This window comes from Corynebacterium sp. ACRPS (assembly GCF_022346005.1).
Lineage (GTDB): Bacteria > Actinomycetota > Actinomycetes > Mycobacteriales > Mycobacteriaceae > Corynebacterium.
Genome location: NZ_JAKRMY010000007.1, coordinates 12,461 through 38,395, shown reverse-complemented (window position 1 = coordinate 38,395; position 25,935 = coordinate 12,461). Strand labels below are relative to the sequence as shown.

Here is a 25,935-nt window from a genome sequence, read left to right as displayed (position 1 = left end):
GGCCAGGGTAGGAAGCCGGCGCACATGCGCTAACTGCCTACCGCCGCGCTCTCTGTTAAGCCTGGCATTGTGAGGACACGCTTTTGTCGTATTTGGAATATTGCTTCAGAGCGTCGTAGAAGGCGTCGGAATAGCCGGTGGCGCCTTCGGGAAGCGGGTGGACGCCATCGGAGTAGAGCATGTCCGGATTATTTTCGGCGTAGCCACACCAGTCAGCGATATAGGCATTGTCGTATTCCTTGGCGGCGTCGATGACGTCCTGCTGGGACTGCGCCATCCACTCGCGGTCACCGTAGGGAACCACCATTACCACGGTATGGTCTTTGCCGATGATGTCCATGGCCTGGCTGATTTGATTTGGCTGGGCGGCGCCGTTGGTACCGAATCCCAAGAATACGGTATCGCGCAACGTACCGGCATCCTTCATTTGCTGAAGGATTTGGATACCCACCGTGTAGTGGCGGGATTCCTGGGCATCGATATAAATGCCAGGGAACCGTTGGCTGAGGGCATCACTAGCCGCCAGCATCACCGAATCACCGATCGCGGTAATGTCCGTTCCCTTCGGGATGGGGCGGGTCTTGGCGTCATCCTTTTCCTTCGCCCCGTCTTTATCGTCTTCAGTCGATGCTGTCGACGGAGCGGATACCTCCGGTGGAGGTGGGTTATTGCTTTCGTTTTGCTGCTGGAGCTGGTTGAGTTGCTGCTCCAACTCGGTCTTGTCGCTGGAATTGACCACGCCGTAGACAACACCAACCAGAGAGGCGACAACCAAGAATGGGACCACTGGCCACATGGCCTTGCCAAAGCCATCCTTGAGTTCGCTGAAGCTCGGGCGCGAGGCCCAGTAGCTCTTCCACGTCTTCTTGTATCCGCCGCGGCGGAAAGGGTTCTCGATGAATTGATAAGAGATCTCTGAGAGGATCAGGGAGATGGGGATGGCGATCAAGCCTAGAATCCAGGAGTCCTCAGAGTTCTGATTGCCGTGGAATAGCGCCTCCAAGATCATGATGACCGGCCAGTGCCAGAGGTACAGCGAGAAGGAACGCTGACCGAACCATCGCATGACCTTGGTCCTAAACAGCGGCGTCATCGGGCCATACTCGTGGATGACGCCCCACACCATGAGGGCACCAAGGATGCTGGTAAGGAAAAGGCCGCCGCGGTAGGTAAATTCGGCGTCGTCAGGCATGAGGAATAGCTGCGCAACGTAGCCGATAAGCGCCAAGAAGCCAATGATGCCGGCGGCGCGGGTTTCTACCTTGCCGGTGGTGGCCCAGGAATCCGCGTTGGGATCGGACTTCGTAGAGGTCATTAACAAGGAGAGGACTGCACCGGTCAACAGGCCGAATGCGTGGGTATCCGTGCCGTAGTACACGCGGGTGGGGTCTTCGCCTGGGGTGAAGATAAACCACATGGCCGCGAAAGAGGCAAGCCCCAGCACGCTGGAGACCACGACTGGAAGGCGGCGCGGCTGGCGCGATGAGATGCGGAAAATACCCAGCATGAGCAGCGGCCAAATGAGGTAGAACTGCTCTTCTACGGCGAGTGACCAGTAGTGGGCGAATACCTGGATCTCGTTATCAGCAAAATAGGATTGCGAGGTGGCAATCTGCGTCCAGTTATTGACAAAGAACAGGGTGCCGAAGAATTGCTGACGCAGGCCGACGGCCAAATCTCCGCCAACCCACGCAACGATTGCCGTACAGAAAACGAGCACGGTGACGGCAGCCGGCAGGATGCGCCTAAAGCGTCGGACCCAAAAGTCCTTCAGGCTAATCGTCCCGGATGTGCGGTATTCGCGCACGAGGAGCGATGTAATAAGGAAGCCAGAGAGGACAAAGAACATGTCCACGCCCAAGTAGCCGCCGGGTAGGGCGTCACCGAAAAAGTGGTATAAGACCACAGCGACAACGGCTAGGCCGCGCAGGCCATCAAGGCCCTTGACTTGGCGTAGCCGCGCGTGCCGCTTCTTGCGCACGTTTTTATCCTCTGGCGGTATTGCGAGTACTTCAGAGTCGTTTTGTTGATTCTGCAAGGCATATTTCGATTTATTGGCGCCCTGCTTGCCCTGCGAAGATGACTTCTCTGCAAAGTGATCGGCTGCAGGCTGTTGTTCTCGCGCGTTCTCTTCGGCAGGAATGCGCTGGGGCTGAGAAGCCCCCATAGCGGCGGCCTTTTGCCCAGCAGGAATCCCTGATTTTTGTTCTTGCGCAGAGGCAGACTTTTGCGCAGGCTTGCGCTGCTCTGCTTTCTGACGCCCGGCTCCGGATGCCTGCTGCTCCGGTTGGCGCTGTTCCTGCTGACGCTGCTCCTGCTCACGCTGAACAGGTTGTTGCTGCCCAGATGTTCGTTGCTCTGGCTTACGCTGCTCCGGCTTGCGCGGCTGGGCTTTGCTTTGCTCAGGCTTGTGTTGTTCGGGCTTGCGCTGCTCTGGCCTTTGGGCAGGCCACGACTGCTGGGCAGGAAATTCCGCGGTTCCCTGCGCGGAGTTCTTAGTATTGTCGGAAGGCTTCGCGGAGCCGGTGCCGGTGGGCCGATCGGTTTCGGTGGACCGAGTAGCGCCAGAAGTCTGGGTGGAGTCGGAGGATTTCGCAGAGCCGGTGGACCGGTTGGCGTCGGAAGGCCGAGGAGTGCCAGCGGAGTTATTGGAGCGGGAAGAATTCTTGGAACCGGCGGGAGTGGACGTTCGAGAGGCGCCAGAGGTCCCGGACGCGCGGGAAGTACCGGCGGGGCTGGCGGGAAATTCCTTCGTTTCGGCGGCTGATTGCTGCGGTTTCTGTGGATTCTTGGGCGTGGCCGGCTTTACCTGCTGGTGTGGCTTTGCTCCGGTCTTCTTCTGGGCAGAATTATTCTGCTTGTCTTGGGCAGAGCCTTTGGCCGCAGCGGATTTGGGGGTCTGTGCGCCCTGGTTTCGGGAAGGCTTTTTGTCTTGAGGCGTGGGGTTACCCACCTGGCGGGATTGGCGAGCGAACCCACGGGTAGGATCCGTGGGCTGTGTCTGCGAGGATTTAGTGCCGTCCTGTGCGTTCGAGGTGGGCGGCTGGTGTTCCGCGCGCCCCTCGTGATTATTGCGGGCATGTGGATCCGGCCCCGTAGGGATACCGGATTCAGGCGTGGAAGCCCCAGTGGAGGAATCACCTGTAGGCCCATCTGATTGCCGCGTCGTGGGCGGCGTGGCCTCATTACGCTCGGAATCTTTCTTCCCCAGCAGCGAGCGCAGAAAACGATTCACATGAACTCCCATTGCACTACGAAAATGTACTAATCGGCCAATTTTAGACCGCGAGCAGCGCCATTACTCAAAGTAGAGAGCACGGCGTGGCGCGGGAAATTGGCAATATCTTACGGATAGATGCTGAAAGAAAAGAGTCTAATCCTGTTTGCTGGCAAAAAGCTGATTAAGCACTGTCAGCACCCCATACTCGGTATTGGGTGGGGCGATGGTATCTGCGATGGCCTTGAGTTTAGGGTGCGCATTGTCCATGGCAATGGCGGTTCCAGCGGCCTGGAGTAGTTCGAAATCGTTGAGGAAGTCTCCAAACGCTGCGGTGCGAGATTGGGGGATACCTAGCAGCGACGCCATGGTTTCTAGCGCCACGCCCTTATTGACCCCGGCCGCCATCACATCGAGCCACACCGCCCCAGATACCGCAATATTATGTTCGGGCACAGCCTCGCGCAGCGGATCGTGGAGGTGTTTCTCGCTACCATCGGCGCAGAAGGCCGCGATTTTGATGATCTCCTCATCGAGCAGATCGTGCAGGTCATCCACCCAGCTGATGGATTTATAGTATTTGGAGATCTCGGCGGAGGCTTGGCCGTCGATGCCCCTTTCCACAAACGCCGTAGCCGGCGTGCACAGCACCACGGTGTGGGGTTGGGTTACCGCGTCGAGCGCTGCCACCGCAGCGCGGACGGCCGATGACGGCAGGGGAGTTGTGCTCAGCAGCTCGTTATTGTGCACGACCACGGAGCCATTTTCTGCAATAAAGGTCTCTTCATGGGGAAACATCTGTTGCAGGGTGGCGATCTGGCGCCCAGATGCCGGAACGAGGGTGACGCCAAGCTCGGTTGCGCGCTGGCTGGTCGCCGTGAATCCTGGCGGCAAGTCGCCGTTTCCATCGAGCAGGGTGCCGTCCATGTCTAGGGCGATAAGCTGTGGAAGCAAAATTAAGACCTATCTGTGAAGTCGCAAACGGTAGCTAGGTATATGAGTTGTGTGTCACAATAGAGGATATGACTAATGATGCACCTATCGTGTCCTCAATCCGCAACCATACCGGAGTCATTGAGCTCAACCGCCCAAAGGCTCTCAACTCCCTGAGCCCAGAAATGATCGATCTCATCGCCGCTGCCTTGGATAAGTGGCGTGCCGATGACGAGGTAGAGCAGGTCCTTTTGACCTCTACCAACCCCAAGGCCTATTGCGCGGGCGGCGATGTCCGCTTGGCCCGCGATGGCATCGTCGACGGCAACTACGACGAGGTGGATGACTTCTTTGCCTCGGAATACACCCTCAACGGGGATATTGCGGAATACCCCAAGCCGGTCATCGCGCTGGTCGATGGCATCGCTATGGGCGGCGGGCTTGGCGTATCCGCGCACGGCTCGCACTGCGTGGTCACGGACAAGACCTTCGCCTCCATGCCCGAGATGAATATTGGCTACGTCACGGATGTGGGTATGGCCTATGCCTCCCAAAATGCCGTGGGTACGCGCGGCAAGGCCTCGCCAGAACTCGCGAAGTTCTGGGGCATTACCGGCTACCGCATGTACGCCGCAGACCTCGTATGGAGCGGGCTGGCCACTGACTACGTCAAAGACGGCGATGCGTTTGCTAACGACGTCATTGACAAAGGCATTGATGCCGCGCTGGAACAGCACTCCGTGCAGCCGGAAGACGAGGCCCCACTTGCAGAGCTCATCGAGGGAATCGAGGCTAGCTTCCGCCACGATTCCTGGCAGGACATCACCGCGGCCGCTAAGGAATACCCGGAACTAAAGGAGCTGGTAGAAAAGCTCATCGCGCAGGCCTGCCCAACCTCCATCGTGGCCGCGCTGGAGCTCTACCGGGCAGAGGCGCAGTGCTCGAGCATTCGCGATGCCCTCGAGCTGGAAAAGAAACTCGGCGCTTATATGTATCGCCGCGATGACTTTTCCGATGGCGTGCGCGCGGTATTGGTGGATAAATCCAATGACGCGGCATTTAACCCCGCAAGCGTCGCGGAGGTGGATGTAGACGCTATCCGCGACGTATTAGCTAAAGGTTAATCCCACGGAAGGAGGCGTAGGCCGATCGGGCCTGCGCCTCGTTGATCTCTCGGGGCGGGGTCGCCGCGAGCGTTGCTTCCGTGGCCGCTGACGTGGGCTGCGGCAGATGCAGCGCCTCGGAATCGAGGAGGGCGAGGCCGACGCGGCCATCGGCAAGCGTGGTGCCCACCAGCGTCCACATGCCCAGGATGGGCAGGGCTAGCTGCGGTACCTGCCGGGCGCGCGCGTAGTCCAGCGGCAGCGCGGGCCGGATCAACGCCGGTACCCGGTGATCGATGCCGAAGCGGTACAGGTTGGCTGCCGAGTGCGCGGCCGCGGTGTCCTTGACCGCGGGATCGGCCCAGGACCACAGGAATTGATCCTCCGAAATGGTGGCGATGAGCACCGCCGTGGCCTCGTCTTTCCCGCCAGAGTGGCGGATCTTCGCCGTGGCACCGTCCAGATCGAGGTGCACCGTGGCCTCGGGGAAATTGCCCTGGAAGTACAGCTGGTGCTCCATGCCGTAATAAAAGGCATCCTCGATGATGCGAGTAGCCTTCATGCCCGGCTCGATGGCCGTGATTTGGGGTGCGCCCAGTGCGCTAGAAAAATGCAGCGTCGTTCCCTCGGAGAAATGCTCGGCGGTCTCCGTAGCAGCATCCGCGGCAGATTCCGCGACCGTAATGCCCAAGTGGTGGGCGAGTTCGTGCACCGCGCGCCGCTCATCAGTATCTGGCGAGCTGCGGCGAAGCCCCGCGGCAATGCTGGTGGGAAAGTCGAGCCGCGGATGGAAATCCACGGCGATGATCGCCTCATGATCGCCTTGCCGCGCCCGCAGCACCGGGGCATTGCCTGCCAGGAGGCGGGCGAGGGGGATAAACTTAGCCGGGTCATCCCCGCCCTGCGGCAGATCGGTTTCCGCCTGCATCGCCCACCGCCAGGTGGGCGAGCCGGCGCGATCGATGACGGCGATGCGCGTGCCCTGAAAGTCTTTGACGCCGGAGGATGAGCTGCAGCGGATCTCCACAGGCTGATTGTGGTTAAGGCGGCCCTCGGCATCCGTCGAGGGGGTGAGGAAATTAAATTCCACATCGGTGGTATCGCCCAGGCGGGCCCGGAAGGCGGCATCAAGGCCCGCCTGAATAAAGCAGGCATCGCGGGTGGCCTGGGCAAGCGAATTCGAAGTATCCATAATTGCTTACGAGGATACTGAAACCTCAGGCAAGGCCGCGCAGGGTGGCAAAGGCGTGGTGCACCAACTCATCGCGTTCCTGCTTGTTAGGGGGCTTGCCACCTTCGCAGCGCCTTTTCAGCTCTTGCTGGCAGGCATTGCCGGTGCTGCCGCACGCGTTCAAGATGACGGTGAGCTCGAAGGTCGAATATTCGGGGTAGCGCTCTTGAAAAGCAGCGATGATCCTGTGAGTGACGCTATCGAATTTCTTCTTTTCCTCAGCGGTGTGGCTGAGGTTTTCCATCGCCTCACCGATTTTGAACAGACTGTGCAGCGAGCGCAGCTCCATGTATTCGTTGTCGAGGGCATCAATGAGCGTTAATTCCAAGACCGAAGAGATGGGCTCGCCGGGAAAGGCGGTGGGAATATCCGCCGCGAATGCCTCGAGGACATCCGCGGTGTAGTGCAAGAGGGAATCGGCCACCGAGGAAAAATAATTGTGGAACGTGCGCGGGGAGACCCCGACGGCGCTGGTGATATTGGAGACCGTGACTGCCTCAGCGCCGCCGTCCAAGGCGAGGCGGGCCGCGGCATCGGACATGGCCTGGCGCGTTGCTCGCTTCTTGGATTCGCGCAAACTAGTCACGATGAACCTTTCCTACCTTGTCGTGCTGGAAGTGCAGGAGCGCCTCGCGTTCCTTGTGCAGGGCCTCGCCCTCGATATCCATATTAGGCACGATCTTATTCAACCACTTGGGGAACCACCACGCCTTGTCTCCTAGGAGGAACATGGTGGCGGGGATGACCATCATGCGGATAACGAAGGCATCGATAAGCACGCCCATAGCCAGGGCAAAGCCCATGGTCTTAATGAATGGCTCGTCCATCAGGATAAACGCCGCAAAGACCGAAATCATGATGAGCGCTGCTGCCGTGACCACGCGCGCGCCGTGCTTAAAGCCATTCGAGGTCGCGTTGGCGGCGGTCTTGCCGCTGACGTAACCCTCGCGCATGCGGGTGACCAAGAAGACCTGGTAGTCCATGGCCAGGCCAAAGGTCAGGCCGATGAGCATGATGGGCAGGAAGGACAGCAGCGGCTGCGGATCGTTGACGAGGCCGAACATGCCCTCTTGCCAGATTCCAACGGTGATTCCGAAGGTGGCGGCCACTGACAGCCCGTAGCCCGCGGCGGCAATGAGCGGAACCCAGATGGAGCGGAAGACCAGCATCAACACGATGAAGGCAAGGCCTAAGACGATGGCCACATAGGGAACAAGAACGCTATTGAGGCGCTCAGAAATATCGTCGAAGATCGGGGTGATGCCGGTAATGCCGTAGGAGCCGCCGTCCTTAGAAAACTCGCCCTGGTACTCGCGCAGGCGCTCCAAGGTCTCGGTGGTTTCCTCATCGGTTGCACCTGTCGTCGGCGTAATCATGATCTGGGCGGCATCACCGTTATCCGTGGTTTGGACGATTTGGGCGTTGTCCACGCCTTCGGTGTCGTTGAACTTGTGGAGCAGATCTTGGAAGGCCGGCATGCGGTCTTGCTCGGAGACGCCCTCCACGTTCACAAAGGCGATCATTGGGGCATTGCGGCCGGGGCCAAAGGCCTCTGCGGACATCTCGTAGGCCTCGCGCTGCGGGGTGCCAGGTTTGGCGGAGCCATCGGTGGGCATGGCCAGGCGCATATTCGCAAAGGGAATGGCGAGGATGGCAAGCACGATAACGCCCACGCCAAGGTGCAGCCACGGGTGGGCGCGCACGCGGCGGACCCAGCGCAGGCCCATGGTTGGCTTCTCGTCCTCGGGATCTGGAACCTTGGGGCCGGGCACGCGCCCGGCGAAGATCTTGGTGCCCAGCAGGCCCAGCACCGCGGGGATAAAGGTATTGGCCACTAGCACGGCGATGACCACGGTGCCCGCGGCGGCGATAGCCATGGTGGACAGGAATGGGATGCCGATAATGGTCAGGGCTGCCAGCGCGATGACCACGGTGGTACCGGCAAAGACGACGGAGCCGCCGGCGGTGCCCAGCGCCATGCCCATGGCGTGGGCGCGGGTGCCCTTCTCCATCTTCTTCAGCTCCTTGGCCAGTTCCTTGGGCGTCAGGTTATTCAGGCCGGAGGAGGTGATGAGTTCATTGCGGAAGCGGTTGACAATGAATAGGGCATAGTCGATGCCCACGGCCAGGCCGATCATGGAGGCCAGCGTCGGGGTCATATCGGAGACGGTATCGGTAAAGATGGTGGCCAGCTGCACGCCGAGGATGCCAATGCCCACGCCGATGACGGCGGAAATTAGCGGCATGCCGGCAGCTACGAAGGAGCCGAAGGTCACCAGCAGCACGATGGCGGCAACCACCATGCCGATGAGTTCGGCGCTGCCATTCATGCCGGCATCGGCCATCGCGAAGGCATTGCCCTGGTACTTAACGGAAAGGCCTTCGCCGTCGTGCTGGTGCAGGACATCCGTGACCGCAGCCATATCTTCATCATTGATGTCCATGACGTCCTTGGCATCGAAGGCGATGGTGACGGTGCCGGTGGTCTTATCCTCGCTCAGCGGGGACAGCTGCTGCAGGTTCTTCGCAACCTGCTCTTCGGGCATGCCCTGGGCCCGCATCTGCTCGCCCATCTGCTTTTCCATGCCGGCGGCGGTGAGGACCGGGCTGACCAGCTCATCCTCGTTCTTCAGCGCACCGGTGTCCTTGAGGTCCTGGAGCAGCTTGTCGATGTCCCCGGCAACGGCATCATCGCTCAGCTCCTTGCCCTCAGGGGCCTGGATGACCACGGTGCCCTCCGGGGCACTCATGGCATCGGTGTCTTGATCGAAGTGCTCCATCATCTCTTCTTGAGTGGTGGTGGAGTCCATCTCCGGCATGGCGAAGTTGGGGTTCGGGGTCTTGGCAAAGCCGGCGGTGAGGACGACCATTGCCACCAGGACGATGAGCCAGAAGGCGAGGAAGGGCCATACCGTGCGGTAGGACCAGCTTCCCAGCCGGTAGAGGAATCTGGACATGGGCGATCTCCTTTACGAGTGAGAGAGGTGGGCGCTGCTTCTAAAATCGTGCATAGTCTATGCAATCCTGCACATATGGCGCAAAATAAGGTGCAGATGGGCATAGTAGCTCTTTAGTGTGACCTATAACCCACGCGCGGCCAGAGAGCACAGGGTGGCGGGAAGGATAGGTAGACTATCGCGCATGATTCACGCGGTAAGTTTCGCCCTCTTGGATTCGGTCAATGCCTTGCTCATTGGCATCCTTGTGGCCATCGGCATCATGCTCCCGCGCGGGAAGTACCGCTGGATCGCAGGCCTGGTCATCCTGGGCGATTGGTTGGGAGTTCTTACCGCCGCTGCCGTGGTCATGTTCGTCCTGTTGGGCGTGCGCGAGCAGATCGCGGCCATCTTGGAGTCACCGATTGCCGGCGGCATCCTCATCATCGTCGGTATCGCCCTGGCCTTCGCCGCCTGGCATTCCCAAGGAAAACCCAATGCCTTGATCGGGCGCATGCTGCAGCCGCTGCGCACGCCCTCTTTCGTCACCGTGCTCATCGGCTTTGTGATGGGCGTGGTCCAATCGCTGACCTCCGTGCCGTTTTATTTCGGCCTTATGTTCTTGGCCACCGAGGATCTGTCGCTCGCCGCCCAATACGGCGGCCTGCTGTGGTACGCCACCCTGGCTCTTTCCCTGCCGGTGGTGTGCGGACTCTTTATTGCCGTGGTGCGCGCCCACCCAGACTCAGCTGCGGGCCGAGTCTTTGCGGCGGCGCGCGAAAACAGCACGCGGGTCGCGCTCATCAGCGGCTATGTCGTCGCCGCCTTCCTCATCATCATGGGTGTCGTGAACCTATAAGGATGCGCTAGTCAAAGTAAACATCATCCAGCGTCAGTTCGGTGCCGGATTGCTGCTTAGCTATGTCCACGTAGCGCGCGGCGTGCGGGATAAACGCCGCGGATTGCTCGGCGGAAAGCGCGCGGCGCACGGTAGCCGGGACGCCGGCGGCCAAGGAACGCGCCGGGATATCCGCGCCCTCGCGCACCACCGCGCCGGCGGCGATGAGCGAACCGGGCCCGATGGTGGAGTGAGACAGTAGGGTAGCGGACATGCCCACCAGGCTGCCAGCGCCCACATGGGTGCCGTGGAGCATGGCCATGTGGCCTACCGTGACATCGTCTTCAAGGACGCACGGCGCCGCCCGCTCCACGTGGACAACGCTATTGTCCTGAATATTGCACCGGCTGCCAATACGGATGGGGCCGACATCACCGCGCAGCACGCAGCCATAAAACACGGAAGAATCCGGGCCGATTTCCACGTCACCAATGATCGTGGCATTCGGCGCGATCCAGGCGCTGCGGTGGATGCGCGGGCGCTTGCCTTGAAAGGAATAGATGGGCATTATTCCACCACCACCGCGAGGCTGGGGGATAGCTCGTACTCGCTGGAAGCTGGGGCATCGGCAAGCGGAGCACCCGCAAGCTCGGCCTGGGAAAGCGCGCCCGCCAGCGTTGGCGTGATGGGGATGATCCAGCCGTGCTTGGGGTCTTTGACCGGCAGCACGTCCGTCTTCACGGCGGGGAAATGCGCCGTGGTGGTGGGGGAGATGAGGGTCGCGGACTCGCGCGAGGCGGCGAGCTCATCAAGGGCCCGCGCGCCCTGCCGGCCGGTGATAATGATGATGAGCTGGCCGGCGGTCCTAATATCCAGCCGGTCCACCTGCACGGTCGTCGCCGCGGAATCGGGCCGCGCCAACTGCGGCGCCCCATTCCCGGTGAGCTTGGCAAGAGCATCCAATAATCCCATAGCCCTTAAGTCTAGCCGCGCAGCCAGGTAGCGGGTTGACCGCTGTAACATCGCCGCGCGTACTATGGGAGACCATGATTGATGCCAGCAACACCGCCCTCGTGATCGAAGGCGGCGGGATGCGCAATTCCTATACCGCCGCCTGCATAGTCAAACTCATCCAGGAAAACGTCACCTTTGGATGGGTAGGCGGGGTCTCAGCTGGCGCCTCCCACACGGTCAATTACCTCTCGCACGATGCCAAGCGCGCGGAGGAATCCTTCACGGATTTTGTCAATAACCCCAGCTTCGGTGGCGTGGGCTCGCTGGTGCGCGGCAATGGCTATTTCAACGCGGAATATATCTATGAGCGCTCCGCGGATAAAGATATGCCGTTTGACTGGGACGCGTACCGCAAGCACCCAGCGGATATGGTGCTCGCCGCCGCGCGGGCCGATACCGGCGAATCCGTGTATTGGACCCGCGAGGACGTGAAGGAACCAGAGGACTTGTACGTGCGGGTGCGCGCCTCGTCCACGCTGCCGCTGCTTATGCCGATCCGCGTCATCGGTGGCTCACCCTATGTGGACGGTGCCCTGGGCTCATCCGGCGGCATTACCATCGAGCAGGCGGAAGAAGCCGGCTACGAGAAATTCCTCTTTATCGGCTCCAAGCCGCGCGGGTATGTCCGCCCTGAGGTTGCGCGCCCGGCGATCACCCGCCGCATCTTCCGCAAGTACCCCGCTATTGCCGATGCCCTCATTGGCCGCCCACCCATCTATAACGCGGCCAAGGACCGGCTCCTCGAGTTAGAGCGCCAGGGCAAGGCGCAGCTGTTTTTCCCAGAAGACATGCAGGTGGCCTCCACCGAACGCAACGTGGATAAGCTGCGCGCGAATTACCAGGCAGGCAAGGCACAAACCCATGCCGAGTGGCCAAAGTGGAAGGAATTCCTGCTGGACTAGCTCACCTCTGCACGGTGGTGTGAGATCGCCCTCCTGGTTCTTGGCGGCATCAGGAATAATAACCGTGTGCGCTGTACTAATGGCGGTATTCGGTGCAAAGCGCCAAGCATTATCAGCTAGCTAAATCGCGCCAAGCTCCTAAGATTGCACAGCGTGTTAGCGATTTTTGATGGCCATATTTGGCTGAGCATCTTCTTCATGATCGTGCTCGGCACGCTACTTGGCATGATTCCCTTTGGCCCGCTGCGCTTCGGCGCGGCGGGTACCCTTTTTGTCGGCTTAGCCTTCGGATCCTTTATTGATCTGGATGACAATATCCTCAGTTCCTTGCAGGAGCTGGGCTTGGGCCTCTTTATCTATATGCAGGGGCTCTCTGCCGGCGAGGCCTTCTTCAAGGGCTTTTCCACCCAGCTAAAACACATGCTGCTCGCCACGGTGGCGGTAATAGCCGCGGCGGCCGCAGCGCTGGGCATCGGCAGCCTCATGGGGCTATCGCCACTGGCGGTAACCGGCGTATTCTCTGGCGCGACGACGTCCACGGCATCGCTCGCCGTGGCCCAGCAGCAATCCGGCGAGGAACTGCCCGCCGTGGGATACTCCTTGGCTTACCCGGTCGGCGTGGCCGTGGCCATCCTCCTTGTGGCATTCGTCCTGCGGCATAGCTGGCCCGCACAGAACGACCAAGACCACTCGGCGGAGAAGATTTTCCGCTCGCGGATGATTAAGGTTACCCGCGATATTTCCTATGCTGAGCTGCGCGAGAAATTCGCGGATCATTTCATCATTGCCACCATCCGCCGCGGCCGCGATATCGACGTGCCAGGCGATAATCCGGAGCTGCACCGCGGTGATGTCCTGCGCGTACTGGTGACCAAGGCAAAGGCCAAGGAGCTTACCGATGCCCTGGGAAAGCGCCAGCCCCAAACCCCGTTTGTGGATAAGCGCCTGGTCAATGAGACCGTGGCCATCTCCAACGGGGATATCGAGGGCCGTAAGGTCAAGGAGCTCAACCTCTTTTCGCGCTACGGCGCGCGTATCGTGCGGGTGCGCCGCGGCGATGAGGAATTCCTTGCCACCAACGAGACTCACTTGGAATCTGGCGATGACCTAGAGATCGTGGTCAAGCATGACCGCCTGGGCGATGTCCGCGATTACTTTGGCGATTCCGTGACCGCATACTCGCAGCTTAACTGGGTAGCACTCGGCGGTGGGCTGACCATTGGCTACCTCATTTCGCTCATCGTCGTCCCGCTGCCCGGTGGCGCGTCCTTCGAGCTCGGTTTCGCGCTGGGCCCACTCATCACCGGCCTAGTCCTTGGCGCCCTGCACCGCACCAGCCGCATTCCGTGGCAGATTCCCTCCCCGATCAATACGGCATTCCAGCAGTGGGGCCTTGCCATCTTCTTGGCCTCGGTGGGCCTGTCCTCCGGAGAGGCCTTTGTCTCCACCGCCTTTTCCTGGATGGGGCTAAAGTCCATGGTGCTGGCCGCGATCATCGCCGTTATCATCATCGGGATTTTCGCGGTGGCCAGCCGCTTTATGGGGCAATCCGAAACCCGCACCTCAGGCGGCATTTCCGGGCTTTTTGGCCAGCCTGCGGTGGTCAATTACGCCACGGGCGCCAGCTCGGATTCCCGCATCCTTACCGGCTATGCCTCCACCATTGTGGTGGCGCAGTTCATGAAGATCCTGGTCATCCCCGTCATGCTGCTCTGACGGGGCAGCCGCTCTATTAATCCGCGACCAACGTCTCCATGGTGAGCTCTGGGTGTTCCTTTTCAATGAAGGCGAGCTTCCATTTATCGCCAAAGAGGGCGATGAGCTCGCCGTCCTGGCGGGTGAAGATCTCCACGCCGCGCTGGCGGCCGAGCTCCGGTGCGGATTCGGCATCGGTGCGCCGCGCCACGGAGTAGGGGATGGGCTCGGTGACGGTTTCGACGTTGTACTCGAATTCCATGCGGGCCTGCATGACCTCGAACTGCATGGGGCCGACCGCAGCCATGACCGGGGAGGCATCGCCGCGCTCATCGTTGCGCAGGATCTGCACCACGCCCTCGGCCGAGAGCTGCTCCAAGCCCTTGCGGAAGGCCTTGTACTTGCCCAGCGATTTCGCGCGCAGGATGCGGAAGGCCTCCGGGGCGAATTGGGGCATGGGCTTAAACTGCACCTTTTTGCCGGAGTAGATGGTGTCGCCGGGCGCCAGCGCGCCCGCGTTGACGAGGCCAACGATATCGCCCGGGTAAGCGGTATCCACGGTATCGCGGGTGCGGCCAAAGACCGTCAGCGCATACTTGGTGGAAAAGCTGCGCCCGGATTGGGCGTGGTTGACCTGCATGCCGCGCTCGAATTCGCCGGAGACCACGCGCATAAACGCCAGGTTATCGCGGTGCTTTTGGTCCATGCCCGCCTGCACCTTGAAGACGACGCCGGAAAAGTCATCGGCGACCTCGCGCACCTCATCGATGGCGCTGGTGGCCGCTTCCACGGCCTTGGGATCGGATTCGCGGGAATGCGGGGCCGGGGCGATAGCGCACAGGGTATCCAGGATTTGGTGGACGCCGAAGTTCAACATGGCCGAGGCGAAGATGAGTGGGGAAGTCACGCACTGCTCAAAGAGCTCTTGATCGTGCAGGGCGCCATCGGCTGCAAGCAGCTCGGCTTCTTCCACCGTGGTTTCCCACACATCCTCTTCCTTTTCTTCTGCAGCCGCCGGATCGTAGTGTTCCTCCGGTGCGATGGTGGAACCACCAGCGGTGCGGATGAAGTGGATGTAATTATCGGCCTCGCCGTCGTCGTTGATGTGGGCTAGGCCGCGGAAATCGCCCGCGATGCCCACTGGCCAGTACAGCGGGGTGGGCTGCAGCTGGATTTCGTTCACGATCTCATCAACGAGCTCGAGCGGCTCGCGGCCCACGCGGTCCCACTTGTTGATCACCGTGACGATGGGCAGCCCGCGCGCCTTACAGACGCGGAAGAGCTTGAGGGTCTGTGGCTCGAGGCCCTTGGCGGCATCGATAAGCATCACTGCGGCATCTACCGCGGTAAGCACGCGGTAGGTATCCTCCGAAAAGTCCGCGTGACCTGGGGTATCAACCAGGTTGATCATATAAGGCTCGCCCTCGTGTCCCTCTGGGGCGTATTCAAACTGCAGCGCGGACGAGGCCACGGAGATACCGCGGTTTTTCTCCATGTCCATCCAGTCAGACACGGTGGACTTGCGGTTGCCCTTGCCGTGGACCGCGCCGGCCTCATTAATCACGTGCGCGTGCAGCGCCAGCGCCTCCGTCAGCGTGGACTTACCGGCATCCGGGTGGGCGATAACGGCGAACGTGCGGCGGCGCGAGGCCTCAAAAGCGACAGAACTCATGCGCCATAGTCTAGTGCTTGCGCGCTACCACTCCACATTGAGGCGGCGGCCCAGATCCTCAAAGACGCGGTGGGCCACGGAGGTGTTCTTCGCAATCGGGCGCTGCAGGCCCAGCGAACGCCTATTATTGTAATATTCCCCGGACTGGAAATGGATGCCCTCGGTGCCGGTGAGGAAGTAGGCCAAGTTCTCGCCGCCGGCCTCTGCGGTGCCAAAGGCTTTGCCGATGACCCCGGAGTACACCTTGCCCGTAAGCCCCTTGGAGGACTTGCCAAACTCGGTGGCTAAAACGCCCGGGTGAAAGGACACCGCGTTGATGCCGTGGGCATCGATAAACCTGGCGAGCAAGATATCCGCCAGCTTGGCATTGCCGTATGCGCGCTCTGGGCTGAAATGCTCCAGCGTATTGGGATCTGCCGGATCGAAATTCGAGATCAGCATATTAGCTAACGACGCCGTGTTGACCACGGTGGCGTTACTATCGCGCAGCTTTTCTTGCAGCAGCGACGTCAGCAGGAACGGCGCGACGACGTTGACTTGCCACGTGCGCTCGAAACCATCGGCGGTCATGGTGGGGCCATCGAAAATGCCGCCGCCATTATTGCCCAAGGCATCGATGCGCTCCAGTTGTTGCAGATCATCGGCCAGCTGGCGGACCTGGGCCAGCGATTCGAAATCGGCGAGGAAATACTGCCCGCCTACTTCCTGAGCAACGGCCTTGGTCTTGTCCGGATTGCGGCCGATGATGACGAGGTTATCCTGCGGGCGGGTGCGGTGAATTTGCCGGGCGGCCGCGGCACCAATGCCTGACGATGCCCCGGTAATCACGATGGTCCTAGCTGCGGAGTACGGCGAAGTCATAGGCCCGATTTTAGCCGCGGACGTGATATCCGTCCGCGACATTCGTTCGTGATATTTGTCCACTGGGGGCCGCCTAGCAGTTCCGCTTGGGGCTGGACAGGTCTATACTTCCGGCTTGTGAAGCGCCTGCTTTTTCTGCGGCAGTGGGGACCAGCGCGGCTAACCGCCACCGGGTTTCTACTGCTCATCTTGATAGGAACGGTTCTGCTCTTACTGCCGTTCGCCGAGGCCGGAGATTCCCGCGCCTCGTTTTTATCTGCCCTTTTTACCGCGACCTCCGCGGTCTCACTGACCGGCCTGGTCGTGGTCGATACCGGCAGCTTCTGGAGCCCGGCCGGGCAGGTCGTCATCTTGGCCCTGATCCAACTGGGTGGTTTGGGGATTATGTCGCTGGCCTCGCTATCCGGCCTGCTTTTGACCGGCCGGATTAGTTTTAAGGCCCGCAAGACCGGCGCCTATGAAAGCCGGCCCATCCTCGCCGGTGGCATCCGCCGCACCCTGATTTTTACCTTCGCCTTTACCGCGGTGGTAGAAAGCATTATCGCCGCGGCGGTCACCGCGCGGCTTATGGTGGGCTACGGGCATTCCTTCCCGCGGGCGTTATGGGAGGGCATCTTCCACGCCATCTCGGCCTTTAATAACGCTGGGTTTAGCACCAATAGCGATAATCTCGTGCCCTTTGTGGGCGATGCCTGGATCCTCTTGCCGCTGGCCGGGGCGGTCATCGGCGGCGGGCTGGGTTTTCCGGTCTGGGCGGAATTGGTGCGCCACGTGCGTCGCGGGTCGGAGGCGACGCGCCGCATTTCTATCACGGCGCGCATGACCTTGGCGGCCACCGGCGTGCTACTTGTAGTCGGCACGATATTTTTCGCTTTGACGGAGTGGAATGGCGTGCTGGCGCCGATGTCGTGGGGCGAGAAAATCCTCAACGCGTTCTTTGCCAGCGTCTCCCCGCGCACGGCCGGATTTAATACCTTCGACTACGGTGAGGTTCACCCGGTAACGCTCATGGGCACCGATACGTTGATGTTCATCGGCGGCGGCTCTGCCGGTACCGCCGGCGGCATCAAGGTCACCACCGCGTGCGTGCTGCTAGCCGTCATGGCCGCGGAGTTCTTGGGCAAGGAAAAGACCTCGATCTACCACCGCAGCCTTCCCCACAGCGTTACCCGGCAGGCGCTAGCATTGAGCTTCGCCGGCGTGCTGGTGGTGACCCTCGGTGTGGCGGCGCTGCGCTTTTTCGATCCGCAATTTAGCGGCGATCAGGTCTCCTTCGAGGTCATGTCCGCCTTCGCCACAGTGGGCCTATCCACTGGGATTACCGCCAGCTTGTCCGCACCCTCACAAATCGTGCTGTGCTTCATCATGTACCTGGGCCGCGTTGGCCCAACCACCCTGGTAGCAGCGCTGGCGGCAAAGAATTTAAGCCGCCGCTACAGCTACCCCGAAGAAAGGCCCTTCATTGGCTAGCATTTTTAAGGCGTTGGGCCGCTCCCGCGCCACCCTCGACATCGCCCCGGTCGTCGTCATTGGCTTGGGGCGGTTTGGTTGTTCCCTGGCAAGCGAGCTCATGGGCCATGGGGTAGAGGTTCTCGGTATCGATTCCGATGAGAAAATCGTGCGCGAACGAGCGCCGCATTTAACCGAGGCCATCTCGGCCGATACCACCGATCCGGCGGCGTTGCGCCAGCTGGGCATCGACGAGGTGGAGCGGGTCATCGTGGGCATTGGCTCGCACCTGGAGGCCTCCATCCTCACTGTGTCTAACCTGGTGGAGCTGGGGGTCAAGGATATTTGGGCCAAGGCGAATTCGGAGGCCCACGAGCGCATCCTGCGCCAGATTGGCGCCCACCACGTCATCCGCCCGGAGCGGGACACAGGCCGCCGCGTGGCCTACCTCTTGGGCGGGCGCTTCCGCGACTTTGCTGAGATCGCCCCGTACTACGGCGTGACGCAGATGGCCGCGCCCTCCTCGGTCACAGGCCGCCCGCTCGATCTGGGCGAGGTTTGGCGCACCTACCACGTGCAGTTGGTCTCGGTCTGCCAGGCAGAGGGTGCTTGGGCCCCGCTTGCCGATGCCACCCAGCTCGCCCCCACTGACTTCATCGTCGCCGCCGGCAGCCCGCAGGCGCTGGAGAAATTTTCCCAGTCCTAGCGTGAGTGAATGCGGTTTTGGGCTTGTACGAGCCCTTGCGTGGCGATGAGCTGGGCAGCTTCGGCGGCGGTGGCGATGGCGGTATCGAAGCCGGGGCCGGCATCGACAGGCGCTAAGACATAATCCGGAACCGACGAGCCCTTGGGCGGGCGCGCGATGCCAATGCGCACGCGCACATAGTCCCGCGTGCCCAGGTTGTGCGTGAGCGACTTCAGCCCGTTGTGCCCATTTTCATTGCCACCCTGCTTCAGACGAATCTTATTGGCCGGCAGATCGAGCTCATCGTGGATGACGATGATGTGGTCTGCCGCAATGCCCAAAGCCTGCGCCAGCGGGGCAATCGGATCGCCGGAGAGGTTCATAAACGTCGTCGTGCGCACCGCCAGCGCGCGGGTATCACCCCAGCGCAGCGGGGCCACCTCGAGGTCCATCCCGCGCACCGGCTCGAGCACGTCGCCGCCTTGGGCAAGCACATCATCGACGGCCATATAGCCCACGTTATGGCGCGTGGCGGCGTACTTCGCGCCGGGATTGCCCAGGCCAACAATGAGCCAGTCTGCCTCTAACTCGGACGGATCCAGCCCCTGCTGCGCTGGCGAGGGACCGCCGAAAATCCGGGCAATAATATCTGTCAAAGCTGCCACGAATGCGCCTTTCTAGCTTGGTACAGTGGTTTCCTATGAGCAAGGTTATTCAATCTTTGCGCCGAACCGTAATGCCAGCGCCCATGGCGGGCGGGCCTACCACCGTGGATCTGGTGCGCGCCGCGCATGCGGCGGGCTCCTTTGGCACCTTGGGGCTTGGGTCTGCCAGCGTGGATTCTGCCCGCAGCCAGATTGATGCCTGCGCCGGCATCCCCTTTGGGGCGAACCTGTTTTGCCCGCAGGATCCGTTAACTCCTGAGCAGTTGGCCGCCGCCGCGGACCTGGCCGCGGCCGAAGGCACCTCGCTACCGGATCCCGATTATTCCTTCGGCTTCCGCGACAAGCTCGAGCTGGCGTTGCAGGGCGGCGCGCGCGTCGTGTGGTCCATGTTCGGCACCTTTGATGCAGCGCAGCTTGCCCGCATCCACGCCGCGGGTGCCGAGGCTTGGACCACCGTCACCACACCCGATGAGGCCCGCGCCGCCGCCAAACTGGGAGTGGACGCGCTGTGCGTACAGGGCCCTTATGCCGGCGGGCACCGCGGCACGTGGGACCGCACCGCGCTTCCCGATGATCGACCTCTGCCAGATCTCATCGCCGCCGTCCACGAAGCCGTCCACACGGTCGCACCAAACATCTCGCTGATTGCCGCAGGCGGGTTGCGCACGGCAGGAGAGGTAACCCAGGTTTTAAGCCTGCCCGGCGTGGCCGCCGCGTCGTGCGGCTCTGCCTTTTTGCTGAGTAAAGAAGCCGGAACCAGTGACTACAACCGTAAGCTTCTCCAGCGCGGCGGGGCCACCGTCTCCACCCGCGCCTTTTCGGGGCGCCATGCCCGCGGTTTAGAGACCGACTACACCCGCGCCCACCCCGATGTACCTCCGGTATATCCCATGCTTAATTCCGTGCTCAAGGAACGCCGAGCGCAGCACGATGACGCCGTAGCCTACTGCCTCGTAGGTGAGCCGGCCGCCAAAATCCGCGGGGGTAGTGTCGCAGACATTCTGGACTCCCTATGCCAAAACAAACACTGATACACGCTAAAATTTGGGGCGAAGATTTCTAGCCACCCCCGAAATAGAAATGGATGGAGCCTCGTGACTGCGAACGCACATATTGGACATGATGACTGGAACGAGCGCCTCGAATTGGCGCAACAGATGATTCCCCTCATCCACCAACTGCACCGCAATAACAACGTCGTCGCCACCATCTTCGGCCGCCCGCTGGTGGGGCAGACCGATATCGACATCATCAAGTCCCACCGCTACGGACGCCGCATTGCCCAGCGCCAGCTCTCCACGGCAGAAACCCTGCCCATCCTGTCCGAGTTAGCGGATATGAACCTAAGCTCCGCGTCCATCGACGTCGGACGCCTCCTCCTGGGCTTTGAAGAGTCAGGCGAAGAAGACCTGCGCCGCTACCTCGAAGATGAACTCACGGAAATCGTCGGTGCCGGCGAGGATATCGACCCAACCGATGTCGTGCTGTACGGCTTTGGCCGCATCGGCCGCCTCCTTGCCCGCATCCTTGTTGCCCGCGAGGCCGCTTACGGCGGCGTGCGCCTGCGCGCGATTGTGGTGCGCAATAAGGGCGAAGGGGACATTATCAAGCGCGCCAGCCTCCTGCGCCGCGATTCCGTCCACGGCGCCTTCAACGGCACCATCAGCGTGGACGAGGAAGAACAGGTTATCTGGGCCAATGGCACCAAGATCCAGATGATCTACGCCAACGACCCAGCCACGATCGATTACACCGAATACGGCATCAACAACGCCGTGCTGGTGGATAACACCGGTGTTTGGCGCGATAAGGAAGGCCTGTCCCAGCACCTAGAGGCCAAGGGCGTGGCCCGCGTGCTGCTGACCGCGCCGGGCAAGGGCGATATCAAAAACATCGTCTTTGGCATCAACGATTCCGCCATTACCGATGACGATAAGATCCTCTCCGCCGCATCGTGCACCACCAACGGCATTACCCCGGTGCTCAAGGTGATCAATGACCGCTACGGCGTGGCCCACGGCCACGTGGAAACCGCGCACTCGTTTACCAATGACCAAAACCTCATTGATAACTACCACAAGGGCGAGCGCCGCGGCCGCGCCGCTGGCCTGAACATGGTGCTTGCCGCCACCGGTGCCGCCAAGGCTGTGGCCAAGGCTCTGCCGGAGTTCGAAGGCAAGCTGACCGGTAACGCCATCCGCGTTCCTACCCCGGATGTGTCCATGGCGGTGCTTAACTTGGAGCTGGAGCAAGAGGTCGACCGCGATGAGGTCAATGACTTCTTGCGTAACGTCTCCCTGCACTCTGATCTGCGCCAGCAGATTTCCTACATCGCCTCCCCAGAGGTCGTCTCTAGCGACTTCGTGGGCAATACTAATGCCGGCATCGTCGATGGCATCGCCACCATCGCTTCCGGCAAGCACCTGGTGCTCTACGTCTGGTACGACAACGAGTTCGGTTACTCCAACCAGGTCATCCGCGTGGTGGAGGGGCTTTCTAATGCCCGCCCGGTGGTCCTGCCCAAGCGCGTATCTCCCTCTGAGCTTTAAGCTTGCATAGTTTAAGGCCCGCGGAGTCCCTGCGGGCCTTAGTTATTTAAGCGGTGGGGCGAAGTGCCCGTGTGCGCAGCAACCGCTTGGCGGCCCAAGAAGTAATGGCGGCGAAAAGCAGAGTCATCATTGCCGCAGCGGCGTAGCGGTCGGGAGAATCCGCATTCATCGGCCAGGCTGGGAAGGCAATGAGCCAAAGGATAGTCTTCGCGAGGACATCGCCGCCTACCGTCACGGAGACAATGGTGCCGATGATGGTGAGAGCAAGCGAACTCCAGATACCAAAGCGGATGATGACGATGAGCGACACCGCCGCGAGGACGTACCCGACGCCGATGGCCAGCGGCAGTTGGGCGAGCACAGCTAGGGTGGTTTCACCGGCAAAGATAATCGCGACCGAAGCACAAGTGCACACCGCTGCGATGATGCCCAGTAACCACAGGAGAAGGGCAGTAGAGCAGTGGCGAGATTCTGTATAAACAATCGGCCACGCGCCCGAGAACCCCGGCCAGACCAGTACAGGAAGTACACCGGCACCCACAGGGAGAAGCAAAAATACGTAGAATCCCTGCACATAACGTGGTGGATAGATAAGGGCAATAAAGATCAGCGCTAAGGCGCTTAATACCAAGCACGTAATGACCACTGGCGTCATTATGGCCCGGTGAAAGCCACGCAGCGCATCGGCACGGCGCGAGCGGGCAGCGGCACGAGGGACAGCCGCAGGCTGCCATCCCTGAGCCGGAGTGGCGACGGTACTGACCGTGGATATCGCCACGCGGCGGCGTCGGGAAAGCGGACGTACTCGCCGAGGCGTCATAGTCGCGGTCAAAGCCCCCGCTACAGCGAGGATGAGGCATAACGCCAGTGCAGGAAGCGGACTTTCCAGCAGGAGTGGATCGCCAGGATCGAGCGGAACCGAATTTTGGTGGATACGTAGCGCAGGCAACAGTAACCGCAGCGGCCACGCGGGTGGGAAGGCCCACCATAGCTGCCCTTCGACAACGCGAGGAAGCACACTAATGACCTGCCAGATAACCGCGAGGATAAGCGTGACGGCAAAGCCCAGCCTGCGGGCGCATGCGGTCGCAAGCCCTGCGATGCCGATGGCTCCGAGGAAAGAATAAGCCCCAGTGATGAGAAGCAGCTGGTGGTCTGCACGCCCTTGCGCTGCAACCGCAGCCCAGGACAGACCGAAATTAAGAAGGTGAAAGACTGCGAGGCTTGCCACGACGATGAAGAAACGGGAGGCGTGCTCGTAGCGAGGATGAATCCGGCGCCATAGGGTGCCGCCGCCGCGGCTGAGCACCTCGCGGCGCTCTGGAACGCCAGCAAAAAGCGCAATGAGCGGCGCGTACATCCCGGTGATAAACATGGACTGCCAGCCAAGAACCCCGGTAGCGTCCTCAGCGGAGGAAGCGAACGCAGAAAAGAATACCGTCATTATCACTAGGGGCAGGGCGAGCAAGGGTAACCACTGCAGGGCGCTGCCGCGGCAACGCAATAGTTCTGCTGAGAGATACCGTCGATACTGGTTACTCATCGGTCTCACCATCTGCAGAAGTCAGGCGGAAGAATTCGGCTTCCAGTTCACCGCTGGGGGCCAGTTCCTGCAGGGAGCCGGAATACCGGATGGTGCCTTGGGACAGGATAGTGATGTCGTGGGCTAGGTGAAGGACCTCACCGAGTTGATGGGAGCTGACCACGACGGTATGGCCAGCGGCGGCGAGCTGCTGGAGGAGCTTTCGCAGCTCCGCGATGCCCTGTGGATCGAGTCCATTTTGCGGCTCATCTAGCAATAAGATTTCCGGATCGCCGAGCAAGGCCTGAGCTAAGGCCAAACGGGCTTTCATCCCAGTGGAAAAAGACTTTGCCTTCTTAGAACCAGCCCCGGCTAGACCAGCAATGTGCAAGACACGGTCGATTTCAGTATCGGGCAATCCGAGCAGACGGGTATGCACGCGGAGGTTATCCGTGGCGGACAGGTGGCCATAGAAAGCCGGCCCGTTAACCGAGGCGCCAACATGGTCGAGAACTTCCCGCGACCATGGTTTTCCGGCCACGCGCACCGTTCCCGAATCGGCGGGTAGCAGACCGAGGAAAATGGAAAACAAGGTGGACTTGCCGGCGCCATTTCTCCCGAGCACAGCGTGCACGCGGCCAGGTAAGACCTGAAAACTGATATCCCGCAGCACTGCCTGGGAACCAAAAGACTTTGTGATGTGTTCGAAAGCAACCTCATAGCTCATACCAAAAGTATGAGCTGCGCAACTATCGAAATCTTCCGCCTGCGAGACGGTCTTCGCGCCGGGGTAGTCCTACCACAGTAGGAGGCTAAGCAATGCCAGCTTTGTGCGCCAGCAGCACCAAAGCCACGCGGTCGCGTGCAGCTAGCTTGGACATCAGCGCAGAGACATGCGTTTTTACCGTGGTATCTGCGATAGACATGTGGCCGGCAATCTCGCGATTCGTGGCACCGCGCGCGATGAGCGAGAGAACCTCCATCTCGCGCCGAGTAACTAGGCTAAGTCCTTGGCGCTCGTGCGGACTAAGCTGGCTGTGCGTTAGCGCCTTGCGGTAGCCCTCTAAAACAGGGCCCGTTACCTGGGAGGCGAGGACAGACTCTCCCTTAGCAACGTCGCGTACGGCTTCTACCAGCACCTCTGGATCCGCATCTTTTAGCAAGAATCCATGCGCCCCCGCGGCAATAGATTGAGATACCAGATCCTCTTCATTGAACGTGGTGAGCATGATGATCCGGCAGTCAGGGGTGCGGGAGAGAATGGCTTGGGCTGCGGCGATTCCATCCATGCCAGGCATGCGTATATCCAAAATGGCCACATCAATGCGGTGGCGAAGTGCCAAGGAGACGGCGTCGCCTCCGGAGGCTGCGGTAGCCACCACCTCAATATCTTCCTGCGCGTTCAAGATGGTCGATAAGGCAGCGACGAGCATCGCTTGATCGTCTGCAAGCATGACGCGAATCTTAGGCATGGTTGTCCTTGTGTAATGGTAGTTCCGCAGCCAGTGTAAATTTCTGGGCATCGCCACTGCTGGTTAAGTGCCCGCCCAAGGCTTGGGCGCGTTCCTTAACTCCCACCAAACCCACGCCGCTGCCGGATACCTCACTGGGAGTCGGGGAAGAAGCGGTGGAGGTGAGGGTGACCCGTGCGGCATCGGAAAGCGTGAGCTTTAGCTGCACATGCGTGCCGGGGCCTTGGTGGCGCAGGGCATTGGTCAGCCCTTCAGAAATAATGCGCACCAGGGCCAGCTGAGTCAGCGCGGAAACCTCGTAGGAGGCAGGCAATTCCGCGTCAACCTCCAGGCCAGCGGTGCGAAAACCGTCGATGATGCCCTGTACGTGCTCGAGCTGGTGCGCGGGTTCTAAAGCCGCAGGCCCCGTGCTGCGTAGCGCCGTGACGATGCCGCGCACTTCCTCCAGCGCGGAATCCGCACCATCGCGAATGCTCTTCAAAGTGTCCTCTGCGGCGGTGGTATCAGTGCGCGCGGCGATAATCCCGGCATTAGCTTGGACCTTGATCAGGGTGAGGGAGTGGGCCAAGACATCGTGCAATTCCCGCGCGATGAGTAAGCGCTCTTCCTCCTGCGCTTGGTGGAACCGTTCTTGGGCTAAGCGCTCGCGTTGCCTATCCAAATCAAAATAGCGTGCGGCGATGAAATAGGCGCTGCCGAGCACCGCCCAATGTACCACCAGCAAAGTGATGTAGCGGCGATCGAGCTGGAAAGATAAGAGAAAGGACTCGGGGTCAATGCGCCACATCGCAGGCGATATAAAGGAACCCAAGAACGCGGCGGTAAGCACCGCGCGGGGAATTGAGCGGCGTTCCACGTAGCGGGAGGTAGCGTAGACGGCCATCGGCGCGGTCATTGCCCATGGAGTGACCCCGAGGTTCGCTGGTAGCTGGCTTATCCACGCCGCGGCCCACGCACCAAGGAGGACGATAAAGCCGGCTGCGCTGAGTACCGGTTTGGTACGCCAGACCCAGATGAAGGGCAAGAATAAAAGCGAAAGCGCTGCTTGGATGAGCTCGATAGCTCCTGGAGCCGCCCAAGCCCCGATGAGATAAAACAGCGCCATGAGCGCTGCCGCCGCGGTGAGGATTTTATCTCCCAAGCGTGCTTTGGCGACGGTGTCAGTGCTCATAGCAGGACATAGTAGTACGC

General features: G+C 60.8%; 22 protein-coding genes. 8 read left to right on the top strand and 14 right to left on the bottom strand.

Annotation, left to right across the window (positions count from 1 at the left end; all coding sequences use genetic code 11):
* Window positions 1–55: 55 nt before the first annotated feature.
* On the bottom strand, window positions 56–3,235 hold the full coding sequence (locus tag MHX65_RS05365; RefSeq protein ID WP_239269164.1) for an acyltransferase family protein: 3,180 nt from the start codon (window positions 3,233–3,235) through the stop codon (window positions 56–58).
* Window positions 3,236–3,373: 138 nt separating this feature from the next.
* Window positions 3,374–4,171 (bottom strand): HAD family hydrolase, encoded by a 798-nt coding sequence (locus MHX65_RS05360; protein ID WP_239269163.1) that lies wholly within the window; start codon window positions 4,169–4,171, stop codon window positions 3,374–3,376.
* A 68-nt stretch (window positions 4,172–4,239) separates the two neighbouring features.
* Between MHX65_RS05360 and MHX65_RS05355 the strand changes: the two genes are divergently transcribed.
* The gene (locus tag MHX65_RS05355) at window positions 4,240–5,274 is read left to right on the top strand and encodes a 3-hydroxyisobutyryl-CoA hydrolase (RefSeq protein ID WP_239269162.1); all 1,035 of its coding nucleotides are present in this window, start codon (window positions 4,240–4,242) and stop codon (window positions 5,272–5,274) included.
* Here MHX65_RS05355 and MHX65_RS05350 read toward each other — a convergent pair.
* From MHX65_RS05350 to MHX65_RS05340, 3 genes are read right to left on the bottom strand one after another with little or no spacing between them, the layout of a single operon-like run.
* Window positions 5,264–6,445, bottom strand: a complete 1,182-nt coding sequence (locus MHX65_RS05350; protein WP_239269161.1) for a DUF6882 domain-containing protein — start codon at window positions 6,443–6,445, stop codon at window positions 5,264–5,266. The two genes, MHX65_RS05355 and MHX65_RS05350, sit on opposite strands and share 11 nt — an antisense overlap.
* A gap of 25 nt (window positions 6,446–6,470) precedes the next feature.
* Window positions 6,471–7,070 (bottom strand): TetR/AcrR family transcriptional regulator, encoded by a 600-nt coding sequence (locus tag MHX65_RS05345; RefSeq protein ID WP_239269160.1) that lies wholly within the window; start codon window positions 7,068–7,070, stop codon window positions 6,471–6,473.
* Window positions 7,063–9,441 (bottom strand): MMPL family transporter, encoded by a 2,379-nt coding sequence (locus MHX65_RS05340; protein WP_239269159.1) that lies wholly within the window; start codon window positions 9,439–9,441, stop codon window positions 7,063–7,065. Before MHX65_RS05340 ends, MHX65_RS05345 begins: the two co-directional genes overlap by 8 nt.
* A gap of 184 nt (window positions 9,442–9,625) precedes the next feature.
* Here MHX65_RS05340 and MHX65_RS05335 point away from each other — a divergent pair, with 184 nt between their 5' ends.
* On the top strand, window positions 9,626–10,279 hold the full coding sequence (locus tag MHX65_RS05335) for a hypothetical protein (RefSeq protein WP_239269158.1): 654 nt from the start codon (window positions 9,626–9,628) through the stop codon (window positions 10,277–10,279).
* Between the two features lie 7 nt (window positions 10,280–10,286).
* Here the strand turns inward: MHX65_RS05335 and MHX65_RS05330 are convergent, their stop codons facing one another.
* Window positions 10,287–10,826: a gamma carbonic anhydrase family protein gene (locus tag MHX65_RS05330; RefSeq protein ID WP_239269157.1), complete on the bottom strand. Its 540-nt coding sequence runs from the start codon at window positions 10,824–10,826 to the stop codon at window positions 10,287–10,289.
* Entirely contained in the window at window positions 10,826–11,230 is a 405-nt protein-coding gene (locus tag MHX65_RS05325) for a hypothetical protein (protein WP_239269156.1), read from the bottom strand. Before MHX65_RS05325 ends, MHX65_RS05330 begins: the two co-directional genes overlap by 1 nt.
* A 74-nt stretch (window positions 11,231–11,304) precedes the next feature.
* Here MHX65_RS05325 and MHX65_RS05320 point away from each other — a divergent pair, with 74 nt between their 5' ends.
* The gene (locus MHX65_RS05320; RefSeq protein ID WP_239269155.1) at window positions 11,305–12,174 is read left to right on the top strand and encodes a patatin-like phospholipase family protein; all 870 of its coding nucleotides are present in this window, start codon (window positions 11,305–11,307) and stop codon (window positions 12,172–12,174) included.
* 153 nt (window positions 12,175–12,327) lie between these two features.
* Window positions 12,328–13,890, top strand: a complete 1,563-nt coding sequence (locus tag MHX65_RS05315; protein ID WP_239269154.1) for a TrkA C-terminal domain-containing protein — start codon at window positions 12,328–12,330, stop codon at window positions 13,888–13,890.
* 16 nt (window positions 13,891–13,906) lie between these two features.
* On the opposite strand, the gene MHX65_RS05310 is transcribed toward MHX65_RS05315, so the two are convergent.
* Both MHX65_RS05310 and MHX65_RS05305 read right to left on the bottom strand, forming a co-directional pair.
* Window positions 13,907–15,541, bottom strand: a complete 1,635-nt coding sequence (locus tag MHX65_RS05310; protein WP_239269153.1) for a peptide chain release factor 3 — start codon at window positions 15,539–15,541, stop codon at window positions 13,907–13,909.
* Window positions 15,542–15,565: 24 nt separating this feature from the next.
* A complete protein-coding gene (locus MHX65_RS05305; protein ID WP_239269152.1) occupies window positions 15,566–16,402 on the bottom strand; it encodes an SDR family NAD(P)-dependent oxidoreductase in 837 nt (278 codons plus the stop codon).
* A gap of 117 nt (window positions 16,403–16,519) precedes the next feature.
* Between MHX65_RS05305 and MHX65_RS05300 the strand changes: the two genes are divergently transcribed.
* Both MHX65_RS05300 and MHX65_RS05295 read left to right on the top strand, forming a co-directional pair.
* A complete protein-coding gene (locus MHX65_RS05300) occupies window positions 16,520–17,872 on the top strand; it encodes a TrkH family potassium uptake protein (RefSeq protein ID WP_239269151.1) in 1,353 nt (450 codons plus the stop codon).
* Window positions 17,865–18,557, top strand: coding sequence for a potassium channel family protein (locus tag MHX65_RS05295; protein ID WP_239269150.1), 693 nt, complete (start codon window positions 17,865–17,867; stop codon window positions 18,555–18,557). The genes MHX65_RS05300 and MHX65_RS05295 overlap by 8 nt, the downstream gene beginning before the upstream one ends.
* On the opposite strand, the gene pth is transcribed toward MHX65_RS05295, so the two are convergent.
* Window positions 18,554–19,201, bottom strand: coding sequence for an aminoacyl-tRNA hydrolase (gene pth / locus MHX65_RS05290; RefSeq protein ID WP_239269149.1), 648 nt, complete (start codon window positions 19,199–19,201; stop codon window positions 18,554–18,556). The genes MHX65_RS05295 and pth overlap by 4 nt on opposite strands.
* 35 nt (window positions 19,202–19,236) lie before the next feature.
* On the opposite strand from pth, the gene MHX65_RS05285 reads away from it, so the two are divergent.
* Window positions 19,237–20,232, top strand: coding sequence for a nitronate monooxygenase (locus tag MHX65_RS05285; RefSeq protein WP_239269148.1), 996 nt, complete (start codon window positions 19,237–19,239; stop codon window positions 20,230–20,232).
* A gap of 63 nt (window positions 20,233–20,295) precedes the next feature.
* Window positions 20,296–21,750, top strand: a complete 1,455-nt coding sequence (locus MHX65_RS05280; RefSeq protein ID WP_239269147.1) for a glyceraldehyde-3-phosphate dehydrogenase — start codon at window positions 20,296–20,298, stop codon at window positions 21,748–21,750.
* Between the two features lie 46 nt (window positions 21,751–21,796).
* Here the strand turns inward: MHX65_RS05280 and MHX65_RS05275 are convergent, their stop codons facing one another.
* The 4 genes from MHX65_RS05275 to MHX65_RS05260 form a co-directional block, all read right to left on the bottom strand.
* Window positions 21,797–23,293, bottom strand: a complete 1,497-nt coding sequence (locus tag MHX65_RS05275; protein ID WP_239269146.1) for a hypothetical protein — start codon at window positions 23,291–23,293, stop codon at window positions 21,797–21,799.
* On the bottom strand, window positions 23,286–23,999 hold the full coding sequence (locus MHX65_RS05270; protein ID WP_239269145.1) for an ATP-binding cassette domain-containing protein: 714 nt from the start codon (window positions 23,997–23,999) through the stop codon (window positions 23,286–23,288). Before MHX65_RS05270 ends, MHX65_RS05275 begins: the two co-directional genes overlap by 8 nt.
* An 85-nt stretch (window positions 24,000–24,084) precedes the next feature.
* Window positions 24,085–24,744 (bottom strand): response regulator transcription factor, encoded by a 660-nt coding sequence (locus tag MHX65_RS05265; protein WP_239269144.1) that lies wholly within the window; start codon window positions 24,742–24,744, stop codon window positions 24,085–24,087.
* Window positions 24,737–25,915: a sensor histidine kinase gene (locus tag MHX65_RS05260; RefSeq protein WP_239269143.1), complete on the bottom strand. Its 1,179-nt coding sequence runs from the start codon at window positions 25,913–25,915 to the stop codon at window positions 24,737–24,739. The genes MHX65_RS05265 and MHX65_RS05260 overlap by 8 nt, the downstream gene beginning before the upstream one ends.
* Window positions 25,916–25,935 lie beyond the last annotated feature (20 nt).

Bases quoted from the DNA above. Each gene is read 5' to 3' on its own strand.
- MHX65_RS05285 (WP_239269148.1), top strand. From the start codon at position 19,237: ATGAGCAAGGTTATTCAATCTTTGCGCCGAACCGTAATGCCAGCGCCC.
- MHX65_RS05330 (WP_239269157.1), bottom strand. From the start codon at position 10,826: ATGCCCATCTATTCCTTTCAAGGCAAGCGCCCGCGCATCCACCGCAGC.
- MHX65_RS05265 (WP_239269144.1), bottom strand. From the start codon at position 24,744: ATGCCTAAGATTCGCGTCATGCTTGCAGACGATCAAGCGATGCTCGTC.
- MHX65_RS05350 (WP_239269161.1), bottom strand. From the start codon at position 6,445: ATGGATACTTCGAATTCGCTTGCCCAGGCCACCCGCGATGCCTGCTTT.
- MHX65_RS05275 (WP_239269146.1), bottom strand. From the start codon at position 23,293: ATGAGTAACCAGTATCGACGGTATCTCTCAGCAGAACTATTGCGTTGC.
- MHX65_RS05270 (WP_239269145.1), bottom strand. From the start codon at position 23,999: ATGAGCTATGAGGTTGCTTTCGAACACATCACAAAGTCTTTTGGTTCC.
- MHX65_RS05260 (WP_239269143.1), bottom strand. From the start codon at position 25,915: ATGAGCACTGACACCGTCGCCAAAGCACGCTTGGGAGATAAAATCCTC.
- MHX65_RS05310 (WP_239269153.1), bottom strand. From the start codon at position 15,541: ATGAGTTCTGTCGCTTTTGAGGCCTCGCGCCGCCGCACGTTCGCCGTT.
- MHX65_RS05320 (WP_239269155.1), top strand. From the start codon at position 11,305: ATGATTGATGCCAGCAACACCGCCCTCGTGATCGAAGGCGGCGGGATG.
- MHX65_RS05325 (WP_239269156.1), bottom strand. From the start codon at position 11,230: ATGGGATTATTGGATGCTCTTGCCAAGCTCACCGGGAATGGGGCGCCG.
- MHX65_RS05335 (WP_239269158.1), top strand. From the start codon at position 9,626: ATGATTCACGCGGTAAGTTTCGCCCTCTTGGATTCGGTCAATGCCTTG.
- MHX65_RS05355 (WP_239269162.1), top strand. From the start codon at position 4,240: ATGACTAATGATGCACCTATCGTGTCCTCAATCCGCAACCATACCGGA.
- MHX65_RS05340 (WP_239269159.1), bottom strand. From the start codon at position 9,441: ATGTCCAGATTCCTCTACCGGCTGGGAAGCTGGTCCTACCGCACGGTA.
- MHX65_RS05305 (WP_239269152.1), bottom strand. From the start codon at position 16,402: ATGACTTCGCCGTACTCCGCAGCTAGGACCATCGTGATTACCGGGGCA.